This is a genomic window from Enterococcus sp. DIV2419 (assembly GCF_051711865.1).
Classification (GTDB): Bacteria; Bacillota; Bacilli; order Lactobacillales; family Enterococcaceae; genus Enterococcus; species Enterococcus faecalis.
The window spans coordinates 982,339-1,005,729 of the sequence record NZ_JBIONS010000001.1 but is presented as its reverse complement, the minus strand read 5'-3'; the positions used below and the strand labels follow the sequence as shown (position 1 = coordinate 1,005,729).

Genomic DNA, 23,391 nt, shown 5'->3' with positions numbered 1-23,391 from the left:
TTGTCGATTTTCCAACTTTCTTCATCTATTCGTGGTTGGCTTGCTGAACTGCATCCATCACGGCATAACGGAAGCCATTTTTTTCTAAAGCTACGACACCGCGAATCGTACTTCCTCCTGGAGAAGTCACTTCATCTTTCAATGCTCCTGGATGTTTTTTCGTGTCTAAGGCTAAGGTCGCCGTTCCTTTTATCATTTGAGCGACAATTTCATAAGATAAGTCCCTTGGTAGCCCTTCTAAGACTGCTGCATCTCCCAATGCTTCCATAAAGATATCAACAAAAGCTGGACTGCAACCAGCCACAGTACCAAAAGTTTCCAGTTGTGCTTCACGAATTTCTTTGACTAACCCTAAAGTAGCAAGAAGTTCCATTACCAGGTCCTTCGTTTGGCCTTCAATTGTTGGTGCCAAGGCTACGCCAATCACGCCCTGATTCACGCTAACTGGTGTATTAGGAATGGCATGAACAACTTTGGCTTCTTTATTGCCAAGAGCCATTTGTGCTTCTTGTATGGTATGACCTGTTGCAACAGAAATCAATAGACTTTCGTTGGAAAAATGAGGGGCTAATTCCTGAAGGACAGGTAACACGACCTTTGCTCCTGTCGCAATAAAAATAACCTTACATTCTTGGAAAAGTGCATAATCTGTGACAAGTTGAAAGCCCCACTCTTTTTGAAGTGCTTCTGCTGTTCCACTTGAGCCGCCTTTCACATATAAATGTTCCTTCTTGACTGCCTCAGCTTTCAGTAACCCTTTAATCATGGCACCGCCCATACTGCCAGCACCGATAAAGCCAATTTTCATAGCATTCCCTCCTTAGTTAAATAAAGTGTTTGTGTCAAAAGCTAACTGACTTTTGACACAAACACTAACATTCGTACTTTTTTCCGTACAGCCTGTTTCGTTTATTTTATTTTGTTAATTCATTAACGACTGCTTCAAACGCAGCAATTTTTTCAGAAGCTTCTGAACTACTTGTTGCTTTTGTTGCTAGATAGAATTTAATTTTTGGTTCTGTTCCTGATGGTCGGATAGCAATCCAACTGCCATCTTCTAAATGATATTTCAACACATCAGAAGGAGGCGTTTGTAATTGTTCTGTTTGACCATCTGCAAAAGTGCGTGTTAATTCTTTAAAATCTTCCGTTTGAGCAACTTGAATCCCGGCAAACTCAGTTGGCGCTTGTTCACGACATTTTGCCATTAAAGCTTTGATTTTACCGCTGCCTTCAATTCCGCTCATTGTTACGGAAATAGTTTTTTCTTCAAAGTAACCAAATTCTTCAAAGATATCTTGTAAGCCATCGTATAATGTTTTTCCTTGTTTTTTATAGAAAGCCGCTACTTCTGCTAATAAAACTAACGCTTGAATTGCATCTTTATCACGAACAAAAGGTTTCACTAAGTAACCATAACTTTCTTCAAAACCAAACATAAACGTTTGACTGTTGTCTTCTTCGTATTGTTGAATTTTTTCAGCAATAAATTTGAAACCTGTTAAAACATTAAACATCTTCGTATTATATTTCTCAGCAATCGCTGTAGCAAGTTCACTAGAAACGATTGATTTTAGAACCGCAGCATTTTGAGGTAACGTGCCTGCTTGTTGATGGGCTTCTAAAATATAATGAATCATAATTGAACCTAATTGATTTCCTGTTAATACTTGGTAGTCTCCGTTTGGCATCCGCACAGCGGCACCTAAACGATCAGCATCTGGATCTGTTGCAATCAATAAATCAGCGCCTTCTTTTTCCCCTAAACGAATCGCGTATTCGAAAGCTGAATGTTCTTCAGGGTTTGGTGACTTAACTGTAGTAAAGTCAGGATCAGCAACAGCTTGCTCAGGTACTAAAACAAATTTTTCAAAGCCGGCTTGTTTTAATGCCTTTTCTCCTAACATTTTCCCAGTTCCATGCAAGGGAGTGTAAACTAATTTTAATTCTTTACCCATTTCGTTAATTAATTCTTGATTAATCGTAACTGTTTTAATTTCTTTCAAATACGCATTATCGACTTCTTCACCAACAATGTTAATTAAACCGCTGTGGGCAACTTCTTCATCTGATAAGACATCAATTTTCAAAGGATTTTCGATACTACGAACATATTTAGTTAATGCATCTGCATCAGCTGGCGGCATTTGACCACCGTCTTCACCATAGACTTTGTAGCCATTATAAGCAGCTGGATTGTGAGAAGCCGTAATCATGATTCCCGCAAAAGCTTTAAAGTAACGGACCGCAAAAGATAATTCTGGTGTTGGTCGTAAGCTTTCAAACACAAAAGAAGGAATATCATGTTTAGCTAATGTTTTAGCTGCTTCCATTGCAAATTCTGGAGACATGTGACGTGAATCATAGGCAATAGCTACACCGCGACGTTTTGTTTCAGGATCTTGCGTATCCATAAAACGTGCAAGCCCTTCTGTCGCTTGACGAACCGTAAAGATATTCATCCGATTAATACCGGCGCCTAAAATCCCGCGCATCCCGGCAGTCCCAAATTCTAATGGTGCGTAAAATGCATCTTCACATTTTTCAGGGTCTGTATTTAAGTCCTTTAATTCATTTTTTAAATTTTCTGGAATATTTTCTTCATTTAACCATTGTTGGTAAACTTGTTCCCAAGACATGGAAAACACCTCATTTGTTTTTTTGTTTTTACTTTTTAAGTATAGCATTGGATATTCGTTTAGAAAAGGGAAGTTGTAGCGTTTTCTCTCAGCAAATGATTTTTATAAGAAAAATCTTACTTACTGTTCTATTTTTGTTTGTCTATTTTCAGAAAGCTGTCGTGTAATCCGTACCATTCTCTCACAAAAAAGAGGCATTTCTTCTGGTGAAATTCGGGAACAGTTCAAGCGAATACTTCCACGTTTTTCACTAAAAGCGACACTTGGTGCTACCAAAACACCTTCTCGTAAAAACACTTGCCAATCTTCTGGCTTAAGTGCCCCTTGACGCCAATGTGCCCATAAATAAAAGCCGCCTTTTACTGGCGAAACTTCCCATTCTGACAACGATTTAAATACTTGATATACAGCTGTTGCTCGTTGTTCCACTTGTTTATTTAATAACGTAATTTTTTCAGAAAAAGAAGGATCTTCAATCGCCATTTTAGCGAGCATCTGCGGAAAAATACTCAACGAAACATCCATCATTTTTCTGGCTTCTGCAATTTGTTTCGTCACGGAGGCAGGCGCACTTAACCAACCAATTTTCGTGGTCGAACCTAAAATTTTTGACAACGAACCGATATACAAGACATTATCTGGATCTAATTTTTTTAAAGGAGGAATTTCTGTTTTCGGGATAAAACTTAGCTGCCCAAAAACATCATCTTCTAAAATAGGAACTTGATACGTTTGACAAACTTTCACGAGCTGTTCTCTTTTTCTCAAAGGCATCACTGTCCCAGTGGGATTTTGAAAGGAAGGATTAACCATAACCATTTTGATGCGATGTTGTCGGATTGTTTGTTCTAGCGCTTCAAGATCAATCCCTTCCTCTGTCATGGGCACACCAAATAAGCGCACACCAGCAGCTTGGAAAATTGGTAAGGCATAGAAGAAAGATGGATCTTCTACGGCAACACTATCTCCTTGTCTCAATAAAACTTGCAAAACTAAAAAAAGTGCTTGTTGCGCACCTGAAGTAAGCAATAAACTTTCACTTGGTAAATGAAGCTGATATTCCGTTGCTGTAATGGCTTGGATTTCTTTTCTTAACGGCAAATAACCTAATTCATCTTGTGCTTCCTCTTTTAAAAATTGTTTCCAATTTAATGCTGGAAAATCGAAACTGGGAATTAAATCTAACGGCAACTCGCCTGTATACATATCTAAGTCAGTCGGCAAATTTTGTTTAGCTCGTAACTCAATCTCTGCCACCAAGGGATGAACTTGTTTGAACACATTTTGTTCTAAATAACGATGCCAATCCGTTCGTGGCGTCATCATTACCCCCCATTTTCCTTCGTTGACAATCGTTCCGCTCCCTCTTTTTCGCACAATCCAGCCTAAGTCCACCAGTTCGTCTAATGCATGAACAACGGTTGAACGATTGACAGACAAGTACTCTGCCAGTTTACGTTCCGAAGGGATTTTTTCGCCTGGTAATAATTCGCCTGTTTGAATCTTTTGAACAATCATTTCCATAATACTGCGATAAATGGGAACATTTTGTTCTTTTTTAAGTTGCCACATAGCAATCACCTCAACAATTGGATGAGTTAAAAGTAATCCAGTTTAATGCTTTTGTCAATCGAAAATACAAGAAAAGTGAGACAGCCGTTTTGACGAATGTCCCACTTTTCTGTTTTACTATTAACAGGTTTGTCTCAATGTTTGTGTAAAAATGCTTGGATGGTGTTATAAAAGATTCCTGCGAACATAAAGATTAACCAACTAAACCGCCAATCCCCTAAAACAAAACTAATAAATAGATAGAGTGCAACAACTAAGGGCCAATAAACGGATGCAATAATTGCACCGACAGGATTTCCCACAGGTCCTTCCTCTGTTTTTGTTTGTTGAGGGGCAAAATCAGGATGACCAACATGTTCTGAATAAAAATAAGTTTCATTTAACAATTTATTAAAACTTCCTTTAATTACTCCACCAAATATAAACAAGAAGACGCCAACCGATACTAAAAAGAAGAGCCAACTAATCCCCATCGTTCCATTATAATATTGTCCGCCCATCATTTGATGCATGGAACGGCGCATCATCAGATGAAGGCCACTACTAAAGACAACAACTGGGATTAAACCCAAAATACAAAAAACGACGCCCGCTGCCATACAAAAAATAAATGATCGTTGAAAACTTTGTTCTCTTTGTGCAACTTCTTTTTTTAACTTAATCGGAATCAATCGTTGCCCCAGCTGTTTGTCCATTGCAACAAACCGATTACCAGCAACAATAAATAATGGAACGCCGATTGCCACACCTATGAAAAGACAAACTAAACCAAGACCGTTAGAAAGAACACCCCGCATACCAACCAGCAAGCCAACACCCACCATGATTGCAACAACACCAAGACCAATTTGAATAGCACCTTTACGTTGGACAGCTAAATAGTCAAGTCCTTCCTCCACTGAAATTTCTGGCAAACCGTTCATTGAATCGTTTGTTTCATCCACTTGTTTATTTTCTAAATTCAATTCTTCCATTAATTCATCAATAGTACCAAATTCAGAAATAATTGTACCAATTGCTTCATTTTCCGATTTTCCTTGGCTGAGCAAGTCTTCATAACGATCCTCAGCATTTGCTAATAAGTCCGCCTTTAATTATTTTGTTTCAGATGTTTCAACAACTCCTGAAAATAAGCTATCAATAAATTCTTCTATAATTTTCATTTTCCCATCTCCTTTACAAATGCTTCGACGACGTCTTTTGTTACTTCCCATTCTAGTAACTTTTCCTCTAAATAACGCTCTCCTGCATGGGTTATTTGATAATAGGTCCGCTTTTTGCCATGCGTTACTTCTCCTGGAAATGATTCAATGTAGCCATTTTTCTCTAAACGTGTAAAAGCAGAATAAAGTGTCGTTTCTTTAATCGAATATTGTTCTTTAGAAATTTCACGAATGCGTTTAGAAATCGCATAACCATATGAAGTGCCGGATTGTAAGATTGAGAGAATAAAGGTATCGTTGTATCCTCGAATTGCATCACTACCAATCACATAAATTCCTCCCTCAAGTACTTCAACTATCGTACTACGTCTGTCGTTGTAATTATCTTAACACGATTACTACGATAGGTAAAGTAAAAAAAGCACGTAATGCAGAAATCATTTTAATTTCTGCACTACGTGCTGTCTTCTTTTCAGTCTATAGTTGAATGTTAAATGGTATCACCATTAAAAATAGAATTTTTTACAATCACATAATCAACTTTACGAATCGCTTCTAAATCGCGACCTCCCGCGTATGAAATGGAAGATTGTAAATCTTGTTGCATTTCGACTAAAGTATCTGCCAACTTCCCTTTATGGCGTAACCAGATTTTTTTGCCTTCAACGTTTTTCTTTTCGCCTTTTTGGAATTCAGAGGCGCTACCAAAGTATTCTTTGTAAACAACGCCATCTTCCACTTTTGTTTCACCTGGTGATTCTTCATGTCCAGCAAATAATGAACCAATCATGACCATAGTTGCCCCAAAACGCACAGATTTTGCAATGTCTCCATGGGTCCGAATCCCACCATCTGCAATAATTGGTTTCCGAGCAGCTTTGGCACACCAACGTAAAGCCGCTAACTGCCAGCCACCTGTCCCAAAGCCAGTCTTAATTTTAGTAATACATACTTTTCCTGGTCCAATCCCCACTTTGGTGGCATCGGCTCCAGCGTTTTCTAATTCGCGAACGGCTTCTGGCGTTCCAACATTGCCCGCAATAACGAACGTTTCTGGTAAAAATTTTTTCAAGTGTTGAATCATATTAATCACCGCATTTGAATGACCATGGGCGATATCAATTGTCACGTAGTCAGGAACTAAACCTTCTCGGGCTAACGTTTCAACAAAAGCGTATTCCCCTTCTTTCACACCCACACTAATTGACGTGATTAAGCCCTTTTGTTGCATTTTTTTAATAAATGGCACTCGCGCCTCTTCATCAAACCGATGCATGATATAAAAATAACCATTTTCAGCAAGGGTTTCCGCAATCGTTTCATCAATAATTGTTTGCATGTTCGCTGGAACGACAGGCATTTTAAACGAATGTTTTCCTAAAGTTACTGTAGTATCACATTCAGAACGACTATTCACGATACATTTATTGGGAATTAATTGGACATCTTCATAATCAAAAACTTTCATACTTACTGCCTCCTAGTTATTTACAAAAATAACGTAAAAACCGAACATTCGGTCATTTAACGTTCGTGTTTACAAACACCATTGTTAATTTACACTATTTACCGCCACTTGTCAAAGGCGTTTTAACGAAAATTAATCTTTTTATCCTTCTTGAACGTTTGGTAAAATGGCCTGCAATAAAATAGCAACAATTGAGGCAGTTGCCACGGGTGAACTAAATAAATATTGTAAAAATTGTGGTAGAGTTTCCAAAAACTCTTTTGGTAACAATGTCAACGCTAACGTCATAATAATCGGAACGGCAATTACATACATCTCTTTTTCATGAATTGTTACATCACTCATGACTTTCATTCCACTTACAGAAATGATGCCACAAACAACCACAAAAACACCGCCGATAACTGGTGCCGGAATGGCCGAAATCAAGGTGGAAAGTTTTCCAGATAAGCCAAATAAGACAAACCACGCACCTGCAGCCACAAAAACCTTGCGACTAGCAACTCCAGTGATTGAAATAATCCCAGCATTTGTAGAGTAACTAGTTACTGGCGTGCCGCCAATGAATGAAGAAACTAAGCAACCTAAGCCTTCACCAATTACGCCGCGATTAATTTTTTCTTCGGTCAAAGGTTCAGCGACAACATGACTCACAGCAAACCAAGTGCCTGTTGTTTCCGCCATTAAAACCAGATAAATAACTAACATCGTGGCAATAGCTGACCAATCAAATTGGAAAGAAAAGTTAACTAATGGTAACTGAGGCAAACTAAACCAAGCCGCTTCACTAACGGCCGATAAATCAAGTACCCCTAACAATTGTGCCGCGATGCTCCCAAATAATAATGCCAAAATGACAGAAGAAACGCGGAAAATCCGCCCTTTTTTCAAAGCAGAACCTAAGAGTGCAAAGAAAATCAACGTACCCGCTGCTATAAATGCTAATAAAATATTTTGTCCTAATTCCCCTTTTGCGTGGTAAATATTATCCGATAAAGCGACTGGCATTAACGAAAGCCCCACCACAAAAATAATTGTTCCTCCCACAATTGGTGGAACAAATTTAGTGATTAAACGATTAAAAATACCAGTAAATCCTAATATAATAACAACAATTGCCCCCACTAAACTAGCACCTAAAACTGCGCCCCAGCCATTTCCTTGTTGGTTATTGGCAAAATAAATTCCTGCAATTGCCCCGATTGGAATAAATGAAGGGCCTTGCGCAACTGGTAATCTCATACAAAAATGAGATTGAATAATCGTGGCAAGTCCTGCTGCTATGAATGTTGCTTGGATTAAAGAAGACGTTTGTGCTGTGCTAATCCCAATAATTGAAGCAATGATCACAGGTACGACGTACACGTCCATTGCTAAGACATGCTGAATCCCTAACATAGTGGCCTGCCCAAAAGATACTGAATCTTCTGGCCCCACTGTTAAATGAAGATTATTTTGTTTCTTTTCACTCATTTTTTATACTCCTTTAGTTGCTGACATTAAATTTTTATCATGTACTTTTTCACCTTGTACCCAGACTTCTCGAATATTTTCTGGTCGTGCTAAATATAAGATTTTTTGGAAAATATCAAGCAATGATTCCCCTGGATTTTTAGGGATTCGTGCTTGTGACAAGCTTGTATTAATAATTTGAACATCCCAAGCATACCCTTTTTCTAATTTTCCAATTGGCAAACTTAGCGCTTGACCACCACCAGCAGTAGCTAAATAAAACGCTTCATTTACTGTAATCCGTGCTGTTTTAACACCTCGTACTTCTGGTTTTTTTGTAGCATCGACGCCATCTTCTAACATTCTAGAAGAAATAACCGCTTGCTTTAAATTGTCAAAAAGACTTGGTGAAAAACCACCTGAAAGATCACTACCTAAACCAACTTCTACTTGATGTTGATGTACTAATTTTGCAATCGGTGTTACTGCATTGCCAAAATAAGCATTAGAGATTGGGCAGTGCGCCACAGCCGTCCCTGTTTCATGGAATAAATTCATATCTGCTTCTTCTAAAAAGCCTGCATGTGCCATCACTGCTTTTTCTGTTAATAAACCAAAATCATTCAATGCTTGGGCATCATTTTTTCCAAAACGTTCTTGAACAAATTGATGTTCCCAATCACTCTCACTACAATGACTTTGAACATGGACTTGATATTTCGCTGCTAATTCTCCTAATCCTTTAAGTGCTTCCTCTGTACAACTAGGAATGAAACGCGGAGTTACAACGGGATACACGCCTTGTTTTGTTTGCTGCGCTAATGTTTGAATTTCTTGAATAAACCGTTCCGTTTCTTCTAATGCTTGTTGCGTTGTTTGATCACGATAGTATTCAGGATTCTCATTAAGATCATCCATTACAACTTTACCAATTAAGCCACGCTGCCCTTTTTCCGCACAAATCTCTGCCAAACGACGGCTAGCTTCATAATGAATGGTTGCAAAATAAAGGGCTGTTGTTGTCCCATTAGCTAACAATTGGGTTACCAATTCATCATAGACTTGTTGGGCAAATGTTAAATCTGCAAATTTGGACTCCAAAGGAAACGTGTACGTATTCAGCCATTCATACAATGGAATATCCAAGGCGGTCCCAGATTGTGCCCACTGAGGTGCATGGACATGTAAATCAACAAAGCCGGGTAAAAGATAAGAATCTTGGGGCAATTCTTGAAAACGTTGCGCCTCTTTTTGTTCTGCTAGCACAGTTTCATACGCTTCAGTATCTGGTTCAATTATTTCCTGAATTACTCCGGCCTCATCTATACAAAAAAGTGTCTCTTCATAAACTTTAATCTCTTGCAAATTTTTACTAGAAAAACCTGTTCCTTTTATTACAAAATGAAACATTTAATACTCCTCCTTACTATCACATGAAGATTATACATAAACTTTCGTTTAATAACTATAAAAATGTGAGTTTTTTTAAAAAAACACGTGTTAAAACAAGCAAAAACCGAACATTCTAAGAATGATTTATTTTTTCTTTGGATAAACAAGAAAACTTTCTATTCTTAAGATTCTTCGGTATACTTGAAGAGAATCGTTAGAACTTTAGGAGGTCCTGAGATGATACAGATCGAACAAATTAGAACAGGTGTTATTCAAGAAAACTGTTATCTTGTTTATAATGAAGAAGCATTATTAATTATTGATCCAGGTGCAGAAGGAGCAAAACTAATTCAAGAAATTACCCGTTTAGGGAAGAAACCAGCCGCTATTTTATTAACACATACTCACTATGATCATATTGGTGCGGTAGAAGAATTGCGCCATCATTATCAAATCCCTGTTTATGTTAGTCCATTAGAACAAGCGTGGCTTTCCAATCCTATTTTGAATCTTTCAGGATTAGGCAGACATGACGATATAGCAAATATTATTGTTCAACCCGCCGAACATGAATTTAAACTAACCGATTATGAAATTGGCGGCATGAAATTTTCCGTAGTCCCAACACCTGGTCATTCAATTGGTAGCGTCAGCTTTGTCTTTGATGATTTTGTTGTTGTTGGGGATGCATTGTTTAAAGGTAGTATTGGTCGTACTGATTTACACACTGGTGATATGCAACAATTATTACACAGCATTACGACCTATCTATTCACTTTACCAGAAGAATTTCCTGTTTATCCAGGCCATGGTGATGCCACGACCATTCAACATGAAAAAGCCACAAACCCATTTTTTAATTAGAGATTTATTCACTATTTAAAGAAACTTAGGAGGAGTAGCAATGACTGAAGCAACGACACTTTATATTATTCGTCACGGAAAAACGATGTTTAATACGATTGGCCGAACCCAAGGCTGGTCAGATACCCCCTTAACCAAACAAGGAGAAGAAGGCATTTATCATTTAGGCTTAGGTCTTAGAGACATAGACTTTAAGGAAGCCTATAGTAGTGATAGTGGTCGTGCCATGCAAACCGCTCAGATTATTTTACAAGAACATCAAAACCACCAAAAGATTCCTTACCTAACCGATAAACGGATTCGTGAGTGGTGTTTTGGTTCTTTAGATGGTGGCTATGATGGTGAACTTTGGGGTGTGGTGCCACGCATTTTAGCTTTTAAAAGTTATGAGGACATGATGACCACGAAGATTACCTATCGCGAGTTAGCAAATGCTATTATTGAAGCCGATACGGCTGACTGGGCGGAGCCTTATGAAGTTATCCGTGATCGTGTTTGGTCTGGTTTCGAAGATATCGCTCATCATCGAGAAAAAAATGGTGGCGGCAAAGTCATGGTGGTTTCCCATGGACTAACAATTTCCTTTTTACTTTCCTTAATTGATGCAAGTTTGCCTATGCAGATGGCACTGGAGAATGGTAGCGTGACGACCTTAACTTACGAAAAAGGAACATTTACCATTCAAGGAATTAATGATATTTCTTATATTGAAAAGGGAAAAAAGATCGCTGAAAAACGCCGTTTATTGTAAAAAAAGAGAAGGCTATCTGTCAAAATGACAGATAACCTTCTCTTTTTGTTTATTCTTTTAAACGTTCTACATTTTTTCTTGAGATTTGAATTTTTTCTAAGGTTTCCTTATAGTTTTTTGCTGCATAAGCAAAAAATAAAACATCGACTACATACAATTGTGCCACCAAGGAAACAGTAGCCGCACTTCTCAATGGCACGTCTTCCCCACTAGAGGTTTGAAGGACGATATCACTTTTTTCACCAATCACTGATTTTTCATCTTGTGTGATACTAATAATAGGAATCCCTTGCTGCTTCGCTAAATTAGCTAAAGTACTTGCTTCTTTATTCGTTCCAGAATTAGAAATAACAATAAAAACACTAGGCTTTTCTGTTGAGCCTAACATAGAAGCAAATAAATGATGATCCAATGTTGTAAATACCGTTCGGCCTAATCGCGTAAACTTTTGATAAATATCTTGAGCAACCAACGAAGAGGCGCCCAACCCATAGACAAAAATTACTTCTGTTTTTTCCAACAAATCAACGGCTTCGTTCACTGCGACATCCTCTAATGTCTGACCGCTTCGCTCAACCACATGAACAAAGCGCGCCTGTAACTTTTGTTTAATATCAGCTGTTGATTCCCCTTTAGTAACTTCAGTATACATTTGCTGCTTCATTTGGCCAAGATTTGCAGATAATAAAAGTTTCAACTCTGTGAAGCCATTCACATCCATAGAATGACAAAAGCGAATAATTGCCGCTGGACTTGATCCTGCTTGTTTCGCTAGCTCTTGCGCATTCATTGAAATAACTGTTTCTGTATTTTTTAAAATATATTCTGCGATTTTTCGTTCTGATTTTGGTAATTGTTGTAGACGATCTTGGATAGATAAGACAATATTTTGTTGCATAAACACCCCTCCTGATACACCATTTCCTACGCAATTAAATTTTAACAAAGAAAAAGGGAGAAGCCAAGTTCTCCTTTTTTCTATTTATTATTTAGTTGTTTGCATGTCTTTAGGAATCCCAAAGAATAACGTTGCTACAAAACCACCTGCGTAAGCAGCCAATAAACCTAATACATATGCAAGCCATTGGTTGTTGGCAATTAATGGAATTAAAGCCACCCCACTTGGTCCAATAGCAATCGCACCAACATTACCGAAGGCCCCAATCACCGCACCACCAATACCACCGCCGATACAAGCAGTAATGAATGGACGTCCTAATGGTAAAGTAACTCCGTAGATTAATGGTTCACCAATACCTAAAATCCCAACTGGCAAGGCACCTTTAATCATTTCAACTAATTTTTTATCTGATTTACAACGAATCCATAATGCTAAAGCTGCACCGACTTGTCCCGCACCAGCCATGGCCAGAATTGGTAATAACAAAGTCATCCCTGTTTGATTAATCATTTCAATGTGGATTGGCGTCAAAATTTGATGTAAACCAAACATTACCATTGGCAAGAAGGTTAAACCAAGAGTAAAGCCAGCAACCATGCCACCTTTTTCTAAGACAACATTGATAATACCAACTAAGCCATTAGAAATAGCTCCGGCTACAGGCATGATTAAGAAAATAGTTGCTAAGCCAATCACTAAAAGTGAAATGGTTGGCGTTACGATAATATCAATTGATTCTGGGACAATTTTATGCAATTGTTTTTCTAACAATGATAATAACCATACGGCAAAAATAACACCGATAATTCCGCCTTGTCCTGCAGATAATGTTCCCCCAGTGAAAATATTACTGATTGGTGCATCTGGATTCATTCCTGTCAACATTGTGACTGCCCCAATAACACCACCCAACGCTGGCGTTGCACCAAAAACGCTGGCACTGTTAATCCCAGTGTAAAGAGCTAAATAAGCAAAAATCCCATTTTTAATGATATTTAAGACATCAATATATTGTTGCCATGAAGCTGAAATATCACCAGCAACAACTAAGTTAGACATAACAGCTGCAATCCCGCCAATAATACCAGCCCCAACAAAGGCAGGAATCATCGGAACAAAGATACTAGAAATGGCTTTTAACACTTTTTTAAATGGTGAAGTGTTATTTTGTTTCGCTTTTTGTTGTGCTTTCATTTGAGCGGCTTTTTCTTCTACTAAATCTTTTCCAGATTTGCCTGCTGAAGCATCAGTTGCGGTGTCATGATTAAATGGTTCTCCCAATTTGACACCTGCTTGATCTACCATTTCTTGTGCAACCTTGTTAACAGTCCCTGGACCAACAACTACTTGCAACGTATCATCTTCTACGACGCCCATAACGCCATCAATTTTTTTCAATCCTTCAATATCTACTTTGTCATAATCGCGGATATCCATACGAACACGAGTCATACAATGAATGACTTTGTCCACGTTTTCTTGACCACCAACTTCTTTATAAATCCCATCAGCAATGCGTTTAATTCTTTCTTCTGCCATGTTAAAACACCCTCCTAATTCCTTAATTTAATGTATTCTTGATAAATTGATTCCCGTCAATTAATTTTTGTGTTGCTTCTTCTTTAGTACTATCAGTTAAAATCATTACAATTGCTAACTTCACATTTTCTTCTGCCTCTACAAATTTTAGTTCGGCAACTTCATAACTACAACCCGTTGCTTCCATAATAATTCGTTTGGAACGCTCCACTAATTTTTCATTGGTTGGTTTTACATCAACCATTAAGTTATTGTAGACTTTCCCAATACCAATCATGGAAATAGTTGATAACATATTTAAAATTAATTTTTGAGCTGTCCCAGATTTCAAGCGAGTCGAACCTGTTAAAAATTCAGGTCCTGCATCTACTTCAATCGGCATTTGTGCATACTTACTAATTTCGGCATTTTTATTACATGCCACAGTTGCGGTAGCTGCTCCCACCGTTGTAGCATATTCTAAACCGCCAATTACATAAGGCGTCCGACCACTGGCTGCAATCCCAACAACAATGTCATTTGCTGATAATTTTAGATCAACTAAATCTTGACGACCTAGTTCTTTTGAATCTTCAGCACCTTCTACTGCGACAGTCATTGCTTTTTGACCACCAGCGATGAGGCCTTGAACCATCTCTGGCTCGACGCCAAAAGTTGGTACGCATTCGGCTGCATCTAAGACACCTAACCGACCACTCGTACCAGCGCCCATGTAGATCAAGCGGCCGCCTTGATTGAAGCTTTTGATGATGGCTTCTACCACTGGTTCAATGGCTGCTAATTCTTGACCCACTGCCATTGCAACTTTTTGGTCTTCTTGATTCATTTTTTGTAAAGCTTCTTTGACACTCATCTCATCTAAGCCCATTGTATTTTCATTTCTACGTTCAGTTGTTAAGTTTTCTAAATTCATTTTCTATCGTTCCTTCCGTGACTAGCGTAAATTGATTGCCTGCCTTGATTAACGGCAATATCGTTTGATCTTTTTCAATAATTCGTGTAATCGTATTGACTTTTTCATCTTTCGGCAAGTCCACAAGTGTGACTTGAATTTCTCCCATATAGCGACCATATTTTTCATTATCAATCGTTACGGTTCCCACTGGACGTGCTTCAGTCTGCTCTGACTCAATCGTTGCAATTTCATCTTTTCTGAACATTTCACTCGTTCTTGATAATTCACTTCGCAAAACATCTCTTGCAGCATCTAAACGATTGGTATGAGTCCCAAGTATTCGCTTCAAATAGCGGCTCTCGCTAGGTGCTACTTCTAACAGAAATTGATTGGTTTGGTGATAATAACCAAATTGAGACATGGTTCGCTCACTAATTATGGGATCACCAATATAAACAGCATCGACATAAGGATCAGCCATCAAACCGACGGCAGCGGCGAAAGGATTTTGCCCACGATGTTTTTCTAATGTTGGTAAACCAGCAAAAATTGGGCCTCTTGTTTGCCCATCTCCTGGCACAAAAGTAAAAACTTGCAAGCCTAACTCTTTAAGCCAGCGGTTCTTCTCATTAAAAAATGTTGTTCCAATGCCGGTTTCAGGTCTTGGATAATAATTATGCCAAGCTTCTAAGCGAGAAAAGTCCGCTTGGTGAGCCTTTAACTCAGCCACTTCTTCCAGTGTAATGGTACTAGCATTCAATCCTATATCAATCTTATGTGAAGCATGAGCCATTTGTTCTATCGTAATGCCGTAGTCCATCCGGAGGCCAGTTACGCCCAACTCGATTAAAGGCTCTAATTCATCGAAAGAAAAACCCGCTCTTTTTAACGCTTCACCTGAAATATCTACCATAATTTTCATTTTTTCTGCCTTAGCAATTGCCCCTAAATCAGTCAAGCGTTGGCGATAAAGAGAAGTATCATCTTCTGGAATGTGTAAAGAAGTGAAAATACCATCAAATCCAAGCGCTTTCATCTTTTTGATATAAATAATTGTATCGTTTGTAATCTCTTCACCAAGAAAAACTGAAATACCATACATCTTTTTAGCTCCTCTCTAATACGCTTTCATTATAACTTGTTTGAAATAAAATTTCAACTATTTTTCTAAATATTTTTTAATTCCAAAATAAAATTTTATTTCTGTTCAAAAAAAAAACGAGCGTGGAACAAAAATCACTTTGGATTTTTGCTCCACGCTCAAAAACTGATAAACGGCGGGAATAGAACCAACTCCTTCGGAAATAAGCCGAAATTCTCCAAAAATCAAAGATCAATTTTCGGAAATTTCTTCTTATTTCTCGGAGCTAAACGGTTCTGTCCCGACCTCGTCTAATGCATTAATTGGCTGTGGCAGAGCCAACTGGTGTACCAGCTGTAACCACGCCAGTTTTCTCTAACGAAAATTGTGCTACTTTATCCATGTTGGTAATAATAACAACCATTTCAGTTCCTTTACCAGCTGCTTTAATTGCTTCTAAATCAGCAATTGCGACCACCGTATCTGCAGTCACTTGGTCGCCTTCTTTCACTTTAATAGTGAACGGTGCCCCGTTTAACTCTACCGTATCGATACCCATGTGTAATAAAATTTCAAGACCGTTTGTCATTTTTAAACCAATGGCATGTTTTGTTTGGAAAACGCTTAAAACTTCTCCTTCAATAGGTGCATAAATTTCACCATTTTCTGGAACTACTGCGTAGCCATCTCCCATCATTTTTTGTGAAAAAACAGGATCATTCACTTCACTAATTGGGATAACGGTTCCATTGGCAACGGCATACATTGTATTATTTTCGACAACTTCATTCTTTTTCTTCAAAAATCCAAACATTTCTCTTCCCCCATTTTTTAAAGTATCACTAGTATAGAAAAAAGTTTCATGAATTACAAGTGGCACCTTTGTATAATTCTAAAATTTATTTTAAAATAAGAATTTGCATTGGCATTTACTTTGTCAGCGGGTATACTTATACTTGATGTGTTTTGCATTTATTTCAGAAAGGAATGGTGACATGCTTTTTGCTAACCTATGGAAAGCAATTATTCTTGGTATTATCGAAGGAATTACCGAGTGGCTTCCAATTAGTAGTACCGGACATTTAATTTTAGTGGATGAGTTTATTAAACTCGATCTAAGTAAAGATTTTATGGAAATGTTCAACGTCGTTATCCAATTGGGAGCGATTATGGCGGTTGTTATTTTATACTTCCACAAATTGAATCCTTTCTCACCAAAGAAAAATGGCGAAGAGAAAAAAGATACTTGGATTCTTTGGTCTAAAGTCTTAGTCGCTTGTTTACCAGCGGCAGTTATTGGTCTAAAATTTGATGATTATTTAGATGCACATTTTTATAACTTTTTAACAGTATCGATTATGTTAATTGTTTATGGGATTGCTTTTATTATCATTGAAAAACGAAATAAAAATGTTGCACCGAAGTGTACTAATCTAAAAGACTTCACTTATAAAGCCGCTTTAATCGTTGGTGCTTTCCAAGTACTGGCATTAATTCCAGGAACTTCACGTTCAGGAGCGACCATTTTAGGGGCAATCTTAATTGGGGCCTCACGTTTTGTTGCAACAGAGTTTTCATTTTTCTTAGGAATTCCAGTAATGTTTGGAGCAAGTTTTTTAAAAATCTTTAAATTCTTGGCCAAAGGAAATACGTTTGGATCAGAAGAAATCATTATTTTATTAACTGGCTCTATTGTTGCCTTCGTTGTTTCCATCATTGCGATTAAATTCTTATTGAATTACTTGAAGAAAAACGATTTTACAGTTTTCGGTTGGTATCGTGTAATTTTAGGTGCGATTTTAATTGGCTACTGGTTATTCTCATAAAAATAAAACCGTTGCTTTCAACAGTGAAAGCAACGGTTTTATTTTTTTAAATCGCCAAACGTTATTCGCTCAATCCCCTGTTCTTCAAACCACTGACGAACACAAGGATCACAAATCGTTGCTAATTCTTTGCAGCGTAAAGTGGTATAAGAAGAATTGTCTAACACAAATTGATCCAAATACCCAACATCAAAATGCATCTCAGCAATTGCCGATTCCGGCATCCGTAATAAACCAAAGTCATCTTTTAAAAAATTCTCCACTGATACGCCTTCGTGAATATAAGATAACGCCCCAGACTCTAACAAATGTGTCACCTGGAAATAACCTTGTTGCGGTGGATATTCTTTTTCCCCACTATATTTCAGGGTTGTATGAAGTCCGTACTCTTCTGCTAATTCTAAAAATACTTGATCAACCACTTCATCACCAATTGAATGGCAATCAAAATGTTCAGGATAATGTCCAGTTAGTTCCTTAAAGCGCGTCAATTGCGCAATCGTTTCAAGTCGTACTTCTTCATATACGAAGGTTACTTGTTTTTGTTGACGATAATAAGAAGAGCGATGAAAATTGCCTTGTTCATCTACCAGTGAAGGAATCATACATGGGTCCGCACAAGGTTTCCCTAATAAAAAATTCGTATGCTGACCTACAAATAATCCTGGATAATTTTTTGCTAACGCAACGGCGTGTTCTGCTGTTGGTAAATTGGGCATCAAAAGTGTCGACGTTGTTAAACCATCGACATAACTTTTGATAATGCCATGATTAATCGCTTCTGACATCCCAAAATCATCAGCATCAACAATTACTTTAACCAACAGCTCCCCCTCTTTTCTTTACGTATTTTTGATGACAATTCCGACAATAATATTAACAGCTGATTCACAATCATTAATCGTGCGCTCAAGCTGATCATAAACATCTTTCCACTTGATAACTTTTAATAAATCTTTTTCGTTAGTCATCAAATCTTTCATGGCGCTACTGTATAATTTATCGCCTTGAGATTCAATCGTATTCACTTCATCAATCAATGAAACTAACGTTTTGGAATTCTTAAATTTTGCAAATTCCTTCGTTGCTGATTTAACGCCTTCTGTCGCTTTAACAATATAAGCAGTTAATTCTAGCGCGGGCGCAATCATTTCTTCGACAACTAAATGATCAAGTAAATAAGACAAACTATTAATGCTATCGATAATGTTATCTAAGTGATCCGTAATATCGACAATATCTTCTCGATCAATTGGCGTAATAAAGGAAATATAGAGTTCATTTAAAATTTTGCGAACAATTTCATCATTCTCTTTTTCCAATTGATGAATCGCTTCTGATTTTTTTACTAAGTTTTCTAATGAATAATTGTCTACAATTTCTTGCAAAACCTTTGCCGCTTCATAAGCATTTGTTGCTAACTGGTTTAATTCTCCAAAATAATCAAATTGTTTTTTACGTGCCATGTTTTTCTCTCCTTAAAAAATTGCAATAAATAATTTTGACATCACATAAGCGATCAGCCCACATCCTGGGAAAGTTAAAATCCATGCTATCAGCATTTCTTTCACGATATGCCAGTCAACACTTGAGATTCGCTTAGAAGCACCTACTCCCATAATCGCTGTCGTTTTTGTATGAGTAGTTGAAACTGGAATCCCAAAAGCCGATGCTAAAAATAAACAAATAGCCGTGCTTAAATCTGCAGTGAAGCCTTGATAGCGTTCGAGTTTTACCATATCCATCCCGACTGATTTAATGATTCTCATGCCGCCCACAGAAGTTCCGATGCCCATTGTAATGGAACACAGAACCATAACCCATAACGGAATCACAAAACCGCCACCTGTTTTTTCGACTAAATTATTATAAAAAAGCACTAACATGAACACGCCCATAAATTTTTGCCCATCTTGCGCACCATGTAAAAAAGCATTAGCTCCTGCACCAAAGGCTTGTCCAACTGTAAAAAATTTGTTGGCTTTTCTTCTAGGCACAGCCGAGAAAGCTTTCACAACAAGTTTGGCAATCAAATAACCGCCGCCAAAGCCCATAACGGTAGAAACAACTAGACCAACAAGCACTTTGATCCATTCCGAGCCATTGACTGCACCCAAACCACCTAATGCCATTGCCGAACCAGTCAAGCCGGCAATTAACGCATGGCTTTCACTTGTGGGAATACCAAAATACCACGCAGCAACTGCCCAAACCACAATTGAAAAAAGCGAAGCAGCCAAAGCCACCTGTGAAGCGTTTCCATTTGCGTCAAAACTAACAATGTTACTAATCGTTTCAGCTACTTGGGCATTAAAAAAGGTCATGACTAATGCACCTAAAAAGTTCATCACAACAGCCATCCAAATTGCGACATTCGGTTTTAACACCCGAGTCGAGACAGCGGTTGCAATTGCGTTCGGCGCATCCGTCCAACCGTTAACAAAAATTACACCCATTACCAAAGTAATCGTTACCAATAATGCAATACTCACAAAGACACCACCATTTTTCATTTATCTATTTTATCATAGCATGTTTTAAAAAAAATGTATGCTTTTTTCTTAAGGCTCTGGCAAATTTTCTTATTTTTTTCTTGAAATTGTCTGTTAAGGAAAAAAACTTGTCGTCTTTTATTGCAATGGAACAATGGATTAGGTATAATGATTACTGTTGAATTACATTGGCTGACCAGTGTAAAACCTAAATCATCGGAGGTGAAACAAATGCCAAATATCGAATCTGCAATCAAACGCGTACGTACAAGTGCTAACGCGAATGCGAAAAATTCATCTCAAACAAACGCAATGCGTACAGCAATCAAGAAATTTGAAGAAGCTGTAGCTGCTGGAGCTGATAACGTCGATGCTTTATACAACGAAGCTGTTAAAGCTGTTGATATGGCTGCAACTAAAGGTTTAATCCATAAAAACAAAGCTAACCGCGATAAAATTCGTTTAAGCAAATTAGCTAAATAATGTGAGATAGAAGTTAGCATTCATGTTAGCTTCTTTTTTCATCAAAAAATGTCCAAGTCTGTTTTCACAAAGACTCGGACATTTTTTTATAAAGGTGAATCAATCCACGGTAAATCTGTTGTGAGATGTTGACTAAATAATTTAGTCTCTTCTCGCAAAGCTAAACGTTGTTGTCGTCTCGTTTCATAATTGGAACAAATCAACTTTTCTTCTGCAGTTTCTGGGACGACTGCCGCTAATTGGAAGTCACTTTCAGGATTCATATGAGACGGAATGGCTACAAAAGTTGTAAAACAAGTCGCCGCTAAATAACGCTCTCCAGTTGTTAAATCTTCTCCTACAACTTTAACAAATACTTCCATCGATTTATGATGCACGCCAGAAACAAACGTTTCAACACACACTGAGTGATTTTCTTTTAAAGGTTTTAAAAAATTCAAGTTATCTAAAGATGCTGTAACTGCCCCTCTCCGACAATGTCGTGAAACGGAAATGGATGCGGCGTCATCAATTAAAGACATTAATTTCCCACCAAATAGTGCACCAAAGGGATTTAAATCAAAGGGAAATACACGATGTGTTTGAATCACTCGTGATTCTCGACAAAATTTTTCTTTCGTCATTAACGATTCCTCTACTTTCATTTATAAACTTTTCCACGCTTTACTTTAGCTTACTTTACCATTTGATGCAATCCTTACTTTTTAGGAAACATTTAAAAAATAACAAATTTGCAAGTCCCATTTATTCATTTTTAAGAAAGTTGCTGTATAATAATAACGGTTAAAGAACTTTTAAGGAGATGGATACACATGAAAATTGCAATTGCTGGTGCCGGCGCTATGGGCAGCCGTTTAGGAATTATGTTGCATCAAGGCGGAAATGATGTAACTTTAATCGATCAATGGCCCGCGCACATTGAAGCCATTCGTAAAAATGGTTTAATCGCTGATTTTAATGGAGAAGAAGTTGTCGCAAAACTACCAATCTTCTCACCAGAAGAAATTGACCATCAAAATGAACAAGTAGATTTAATTATCGCTTTAACCAAAGCACAACAATTAGATGCAATGTTTAAAGCGATTCAACCAATGATTACCGAAAAAACATATGTACTATGTTTATTAAATGGCTTAGGTCATGAAGATGTACTAGAAAAATATGTACCAAAAGAAAACATCTTGGTTGGCATTACCATGTGGACAGCTGGTTTAGAAGGACCGGGACGTGTTAAACTTTTAGGTGATGGCGAAATTGAATTAGAAAATATTGATCCTTCTGGTAAAGAATTTGCTTTAGAAGTCGTTGATGTCTTCCAAAAAGCTGGTTTAAATCCAAGCTATAGTAGCAATGTTCGCTACTCTATTTGGCGGAAAGCCTGTGTCAATGGCACGCTAAACGGTTTGTGTACAATCCTTGATTGTAATATTGCCGAATTTGGTGCACTACCTGTTAGTGAATCCCTTGTTAAAACATTAATCAGTGAATTTGCAGCAGTCGCAGAAAAAGAAGCCATTCATTTAGATCAAGCAGAAGTCTATACACATATTGCTCAAACTTATGATCCAAACGGTATTGGCTTGCACTATCCGTCTATGTATCAAGATTTAATTAAAAATCATCGTCTCACAGAAATTGATTACATTAATGGTGCTGTTTGGCGCAAAGGACAAAAATACAACGTAGCAACACCTTTCTGTGCCATGTTGACACAGCTTGTTCACGGAAAAGAAGAACTATTAGGAGCTAAATAATAAGAAAGTGCCAGAGACAATCGTTGTATGACGATTGTCTCTGGCACTTTCTTATTTTGCTTGCGCAGTCAATTTTAAAATAAATAATTGGAATAGTAATTCTTTATCCATTTGGCCCGTTTTCATGCGGTAATCATTTTCAACTAATTCATCATAAAGTCTTTCTAATCGAGACAATTCAAATCGTCGGACTTGTTGTAACGCTAACTTGACTCGATAAGGATGAACCTTTAATGTATCAGCAATATTCGCTTGTTGATAGCCCATCTTAGCCAAAATTTTTGTTTGTAGAAAAAGGCGAATCTGATTCAATAAGATTGCATTTAACTTAATGGTTTCTTCTCCTTGTAAAAGTAAATCTTCATACAATTGAACAGCTTTTTCACTGTTTCCAGAAAGTACTTCGTTGGTTAAGTCAAAAACATTATGTTCCAAAGACTTAGGGACTAATTCTTGAACCGCACCTCGTGTAATTGTCTTCGTCTCAAGGGCATATAAATACAGCTTCTGTAATTCTCCCATAATTTTTGATAAGTTCAAGTCTGTCAATTGAAGTAATAAATCAAAAGCATCGGAGCGAATAGTGTACCCTTCGCTCTCAATCGTTTGAGAAATATACTGACGAATAGCCTTTTCATCCATTGGATTGACGTCAACCACTGTGGCATTTTTTTTCAATGCTTTGGTAACTTTTTTGCGTTCATCTAATTTTTCATATGAGGCCATAAAAACAAGAACAGTTGTTGGTGATGGACTTTCCAAATAATTCAATAAAAGATTGACATCATGTTCCACACCGTTTGTTTTTCTTTCGGCAGTTAAAAAGTAAGGATTTTCCACAAAGACAAGGCGATAATCACCAAAAAACGGAATTGTTTCCGCTTCAGCAATCGCTGCACTTAAAGGTGTTTCCTCCATATCAAATGAGAAAAAGTTAAATTGATCATCCTCTTCCGTCAACAATTCTTTCATCAATGTTGTTTTAAATAATTCAGTTAAATAAAGTTCTGTTCCTATTAATAAATACACTGGAGCGATTTTTTGCTCTCGCACTTCTTTCAAAGCTTTTTGTAACTCCATTGGCTCGCTCCTTTTCTCGTTTCTCTTGTTTATCCTATC

The 23,391-nt window shown here is 37.5% G+C and carries 22 protein-coding genes and 1 pseudogene; 5 read left to right on the top strand and 18 right to left on the bottom strand.

Features of this window, described 5'->3' with window-relative positions:
- Positions 1-25: 25 nt before the first annotated feature.
- From proC to guaD, 8 genes and pseudogenes are all read right to left on the bottom strand, one after another.
- Positions 26-808 (bottom strand): pyrroline-5-carboxylate reductase, encoded by a 783-nt coding sequence (gene proC, locus IGI97_RS04760; RefSeq protein WP_002362189.1) that lies wholly within the window; start codon positions 806-808, stop codon positions 26-28.
- 106 nt (positions 809-914) lie between these two features.
- A complete protein-coding gene (locus IGI97_RS04755; protein ID WP_438738087.1) occupies positions 915-2,639 on the bottom strand; it encodes a phospho-sugar mutase in 1,725 nt (574 codons plus the stop codon).
- A gap of 120 nt (positions 2,640-2,759) precedes the next feature.
- The gene (locus IGI97_RS04750; protein ID WP_002372187.1) at positions 2,760-4,211 is read right to left on the bottom strand and encodes a PLP-dependent aminotransferase family protein; all 1,452 of its coding nucleotides are present in this window, start codon (positions 4,209-4,211) and stop codon (positions 2,760-2,762) included.
- A 134-nt stretch (positions 4,212-4,345) separates the two neighbouring features.
- A pseudogene (locus IGI97_RS04745) lies at positions 4,346-5,374 on the bottom strand (permease prefix domain 1-containing protein).
- Complete coding sequence (locus IGI97_RS04740; protein WP_438738085.1) at positions 5,371-5,703, bottom strand: PadR family transcriptional regulator; 333 nt, start codon at positions 5,701-5,703, stop codon at positions 5,371-5,373. Before IGI97_RS04740 ends, IGI97_RS04745 begins: the two are co-directional and overlap by 4 nt.
- 161 nt (positions 5,704-5,864) lie before the next feature.
- Positions 5,865-6,842: a GMP reductase gene (guaC, locus tag IGI97_RS04735; RefSeq protein ID WP_002362677.1), complete on the bottom strand. Its 978-nt coding sequence runs from the start codon at positions 6,840-6,842 to the stop codon at positions 5,865-5,867.
- A 141-nt stretch (positions 6,843-6,983) separates the two neighbouring features.
- Positions 6,984-8,315, bottom strand: a complete 1,332-nt coding sequence (locus IGI97_RS04730; protein WP_002359736.1) for a nucleobase:cation symporter-2 family protein — start codon at positions 8,313-8,315, stop codon at positions 6,984-6,986.
- A 3-nt stretch (positions 8,316-8,318) separates the two neighbouring features.
- Positions 8,319-9,704 carry a guanine deaminase gene (gene guaD / locus IGI97_RS04725; RefSeq protein ID WP_282897049.1) on the bottom strand — a complete coding sequence of 462 codons (1,386 nt, stop codon included), beginning with the start codon at positions 9,702-9,704 and terminating at the stop codon, positions 8,319-8,321.
- A gap of 219 nt (positions 9,705-9,923) precedes the next feature.
- Between guaD and IGI97_RS04720 the strand changes: the two genes are divergently transcribed.
- Both IGI97_RS04720 and IGI97_RS04715 read left to right on the top strand, forming a co-directional pair.
- Complete coding sequence (locus tag IGI97_RS04720) at positions 9,924-10,550, top strand: MBL fold metallo-hydrolase (protein WP_002356716.1); 627 nt, start codon at positions 9,924-9,926, stop codon at positions 10,548-10,550.
- A gap of 40 nt (positions 10,551-10,590) precedes the next feature.
- A complete protein-coding gene (locus IGI97_RS04715) occupies positions 10,591-11,301 on the top strand; it encodes a histidine phosphatase family protein (protein WP_002359733.1) in 711 nt (236 codons plus the stop codon).
- Positions 11,302-11,350: 49 nt separating this feature from the next.
- Here IGI97_RS04715 and IGI97_RS04710 read toward each other — a convergent pair whose 3' ends face one another.
- From IGI97_RS04710 to IGI97_RS04690, 5 genes are all read right to left on the bottom strand, one after another.
- Positions 11,351-12,199, bottom strand: a complete 849-nt coding sequence (locus tag IGI97_RS04710) for a MurR/RpiR family transcriptional regulator (protein WP_202242711.1) — start codon at positions 12,197-12,199, stop codon at positions 11,351-11,353.
- Positions 12,200-12,286: 87 nt separating this feature from the next.
- Positions 12,287-13,741, bottom strand: coding sequence for a PTS transporter subunit EIIC (locus IGI97_RS04705; RefSeq protein ID WP_002356713.1), 1,455 nt, complete (start codon positions 13,739-13,741; stop codon positions 12,287-12,289).
- 22 nt (positions 13,742-13,763) lie between these two features.
- Positions 13,764-14,654 carry an N-acetylmuramic acid 6-phosphate etherase gene (gene murQ, locus IGI97_RS04700; RefSeq protein ID WP_002356712.1) on the bottom strand — a complete coding sequence of 297 codons (891 nt, stop codon included), beginning with the start codon at positions 14,652-14,654 and terminating at the stop codon, positions 13,764-13,766.
- Positions 14,629-15,738 (bottom strand): DUF871 domain-containing protein, encoded by a 1,110-nt coding sequence (locus IGI97_RS04695; protein WP_438738083.1) that lies wholly within the window; start codon positions 15,736-15,738, stop codon positions 14,629-14,631. The genes murQ and IGI97_RS04695 overlap by 26 nt, the downstream gene beginning before the upstream one ends.
- Positions 15,739-16,036: 298 nt before the next feature.
- Positions 16,037-16,597, bottom strand: coding sequence for a PTS sugar transporter subunit IIA (locus tag IGI97_RS04690; protein WP_002380597.1), 561 nt, complete (start codon positions 16,595-16,597; stop codon positions 16,037-16,039).
- Between the two features lie 115 nt (positions 16,598-16,712).
- On the opposite strand from IGI97_RS04690, the gene IGI97_RS04685 reads away from it, so the two are divergent.
- Complete coding sequence (locus IGI97_RS04685; protein ID WP_002356708.1) at positions 16,713-17,543, top strand: undecaprenyl-diphosphate phosphatase; 831 nt, start codon at positions 16,713-16,715, stop codon at positions 17,541-17,543.
- 38 nt (positions 17,544-17,581) lie between these two features.
- Here the strand turns inward: IGI97_RS04685 and IGI97_RS04680 are convergent, their stop codons facing one another.
- From IGI97_RS04680 to IGI97_RS04670, 3 genes are read right to left on the bottom strand one after another with little or no spacing between them, the layout of a single operon-like run.
- Complete coding sequence (locus tag IGI97_RS04680) at positions 17,582-18,367, bottom strand: ChbG/HpnK family deacetylase (RefSeq protein ID WP_252671405.1); 786 nt, start codon at positions 18,365-18,367, stop codon at positions 17,582-17,584.
- Positions 18,368-18,385: 18 nt separating this feature from the next.
- Positions 18,386-19,009 carry a DUF47 domain-containing protein gene (locus IGI97_RS04675; RefSeq protein ID WP_002356705.1) on the bottom strand — a complete coding sequence of 208 codons (624 nt, stop codon included), beginning with the start codon at positions 19,007-19,009 and terminating at the stop codon, positions 18,386-18,388.
- 12 nt (positions 19,010-19,021) lie between these two features.
- Entirely contained in the window at positions 19,022-20,056 is a 1,035-nt protein-coding gene (locus IGI97_RS04670) for an inorganic phosphate transporter (RefSeq protein WP_438738080.1), read from the bottom strand.
- A gap of 210 nt (positions 20,057-20,266) precedes the next feature.
- Between IGI97_RS04670 and rpsT the strand changes: the two genes are divergently transcribed.
- Entirely contained in the window at positions 20,267-20,518 is a 252-nt protein-coding gene (gene rpsT / locus IGI97_RS04665) for a 30S ribosomal protein S20 (RefSeq protein ID WP_002356703.1), read from the top strand.
- A gap of 86 nt (positions 20,519-20,604) precedes the next feature.
- On the opposite strand, the gene IGI97_RS04660 is transcribed toward rpsT, so the two are convergent.
- Positions 20,605-21,162, bottom strand: a complete 558-nt coding sequence (locus IGI97_RS04660; protein ID WP_002382741.1) for an acyl-CoA thioesterase — start codon at positions 21,160-21,162, stop codon at positions 20,605-20,607.
- Positions 21,163-21,330: 168 nt separating this feature from the next.
- Here IGI97_RS04660 and IGI97_RS04655 point away from each other — a divergent pair, with 168 nt between their 5' ends.
- Positions 21,331-22,272, top strand: a complete 942-nt coding sequence (locus IGI97_RS04655; protein ID WP_078126961.1) for a ketopantoate reductase family protein — start codon at positions 21,331-21,333, stop codon at positions 22,270-22,272.
- 51 nt (positions 22,273-22,323) lie between these two features.
- Here IGI97_RS04655 and holA read toward each other — a convergent pair whose 3' ends face one another.
- Complete coding sequence (gene holA, locus IGI97_RS04650) at positions 22,324-23,352, bottom strand: DNA polymerase III subunit delta (protein ID WP_002364451.1); 1,029 nt, start codon at positions 23,350-23,352, stop codon at positions 22,324-22,326.
- Positions 23,353-23,391 lie beyond the last annotated feature (39 nt).

Excerpts from the sequence above, each read along its gene's own strand:
- IGI97_RS04670 (WP_438738080.1), bottom strand. The coding sequence starts at position 20,056 with ATGAAAAATGGTGGTGTCTTTGTGAGTATTGCATTATTGGTAACGATT.
- IGI97_RS04730 (WP_002359736.1), bottom strand. The coding sequence starts at position 8,315 with ATGAGTGAAAAGAAACAAAATAATCTTCATTTAACAGTGGGGCCAGAA.
- IGI97_RS04715 (WP_002359733.1), top strand. The coding sequence starts at position 10,591 with ATGACTGAAGCAACGACACTTTATATTATTCGTCACGGAAAAACGATG.
- IGI97_RS04655 (WP_078126961.1), top strand. The coding sequence starts at position 21,331 with ATGAAAATTGCAATTGCTGGTGCCGGCGCTATGGGCAGCCGTTTAGGA.
- IGI97_RS04705 (WP_002356713.1), bottom strand. The coding sequence starts at position 13,741 with ATGGCAGAAGAAAGAATTAAACGCATTGCTGATGGGATTTATAAAGAA.
- IGI97_RS04675 (WP_002356705.1), bottom strand. The coding sequence starts at position 19,009 with ATGGCACGTAAAAAACAATTTGATTATTTTGGAGAATTAAACCAGTTA.
- IGI97_RS04685 (WP_002356708.1), top strand. The coding sequence starts at position 16,713 with ATGCTTTTTGCTAACCTATGGAAAGCAATTATTCTTGGTATTATCGAA.
- IGI97_RS04750 (WP_002372187.1), bottom strand. The coding sequence starts at position 4,211 with ATGTGGCAACTTAAAAAAGAACAAAATGTTCCCATTTATCGCAGTATT.
- IGI97_RS04720 (WP_002356716.1), top strand. The coding sequence starts at position 9,924 with ATGATACAGATCGAACAAATTAGAACAGGTGTTATTCAAGAAAACTGT.
- IGI97_RS04710 (WP_202242711.1), bottom strand. The coding sequence starts at position 12,199 with ATGCAACAAAATATTGTCTTATCTATCCAAGATCGTCTACAACAATTA.
- rpsT (WP_002356703.1), top strand. The coding sequence starts at position 20,267 with ATGCCAAATATCGAATCTGCAATCAAACGCGTACGTACAAGTGCTAAC.
- guaD (WP_282897049.1), bottom strand. The coding sequence starts at position 9,704 with ATGTTTCATTTTGTAATAAAAGGAACAGGTTTTTCTAGTAAAAATTTG.
- guaC (WP_002362677.1), bottom strand. The coding sequence starts at position 6,842 with ATGAAAGTTTTTGATTATGAAGATGTCCAATTAATTCCCAATAAATGT.
- murQ (WP_002356712.1), bottom strand. The coding sequence starts at position 14,654 with ATGAATTTAGAAAACTTAACAACTGAACGTAGAAATGAAAATACAATG.
- holA (WP_002364451.1), bottom strand. The coding sequence starts at position 23,352 with ATGGAGTTACAAAAAGCTTTGAAAGAAGTGCGAGAGCAAAAAATCGCT.
- IGI97_RS04755 (WP_438738087.1), bottom strand. The coding sequence starts at position 2,639 with ATGTCTTGGGAACAAGTTTACCAACAATGGTTAAATGAAGAAAATATT.
- proC (WP_002362189.1), bottom strand. The coding sequence starts at position 808 with ATGAAAATTGGCTTTATCGGTGCTGGCAGTATGGGCGGTGCCATGATT.
- IGI97_RS04660 (WP_002382741.1), bottom strand. The coding sequence starts at position 21,162 with ATGAAAGTAGAGGAATCGTTAATGACGAAAGAAAAATTTTGTCGAGAA.
- IGI97_RS04695 (WP_438738083.1), bottom strand. The coding sequence starts at position 15,738 with ATGTATGGTATTTCAGTTTTTCTTGGTGAAGAGATTACAAACGATACA.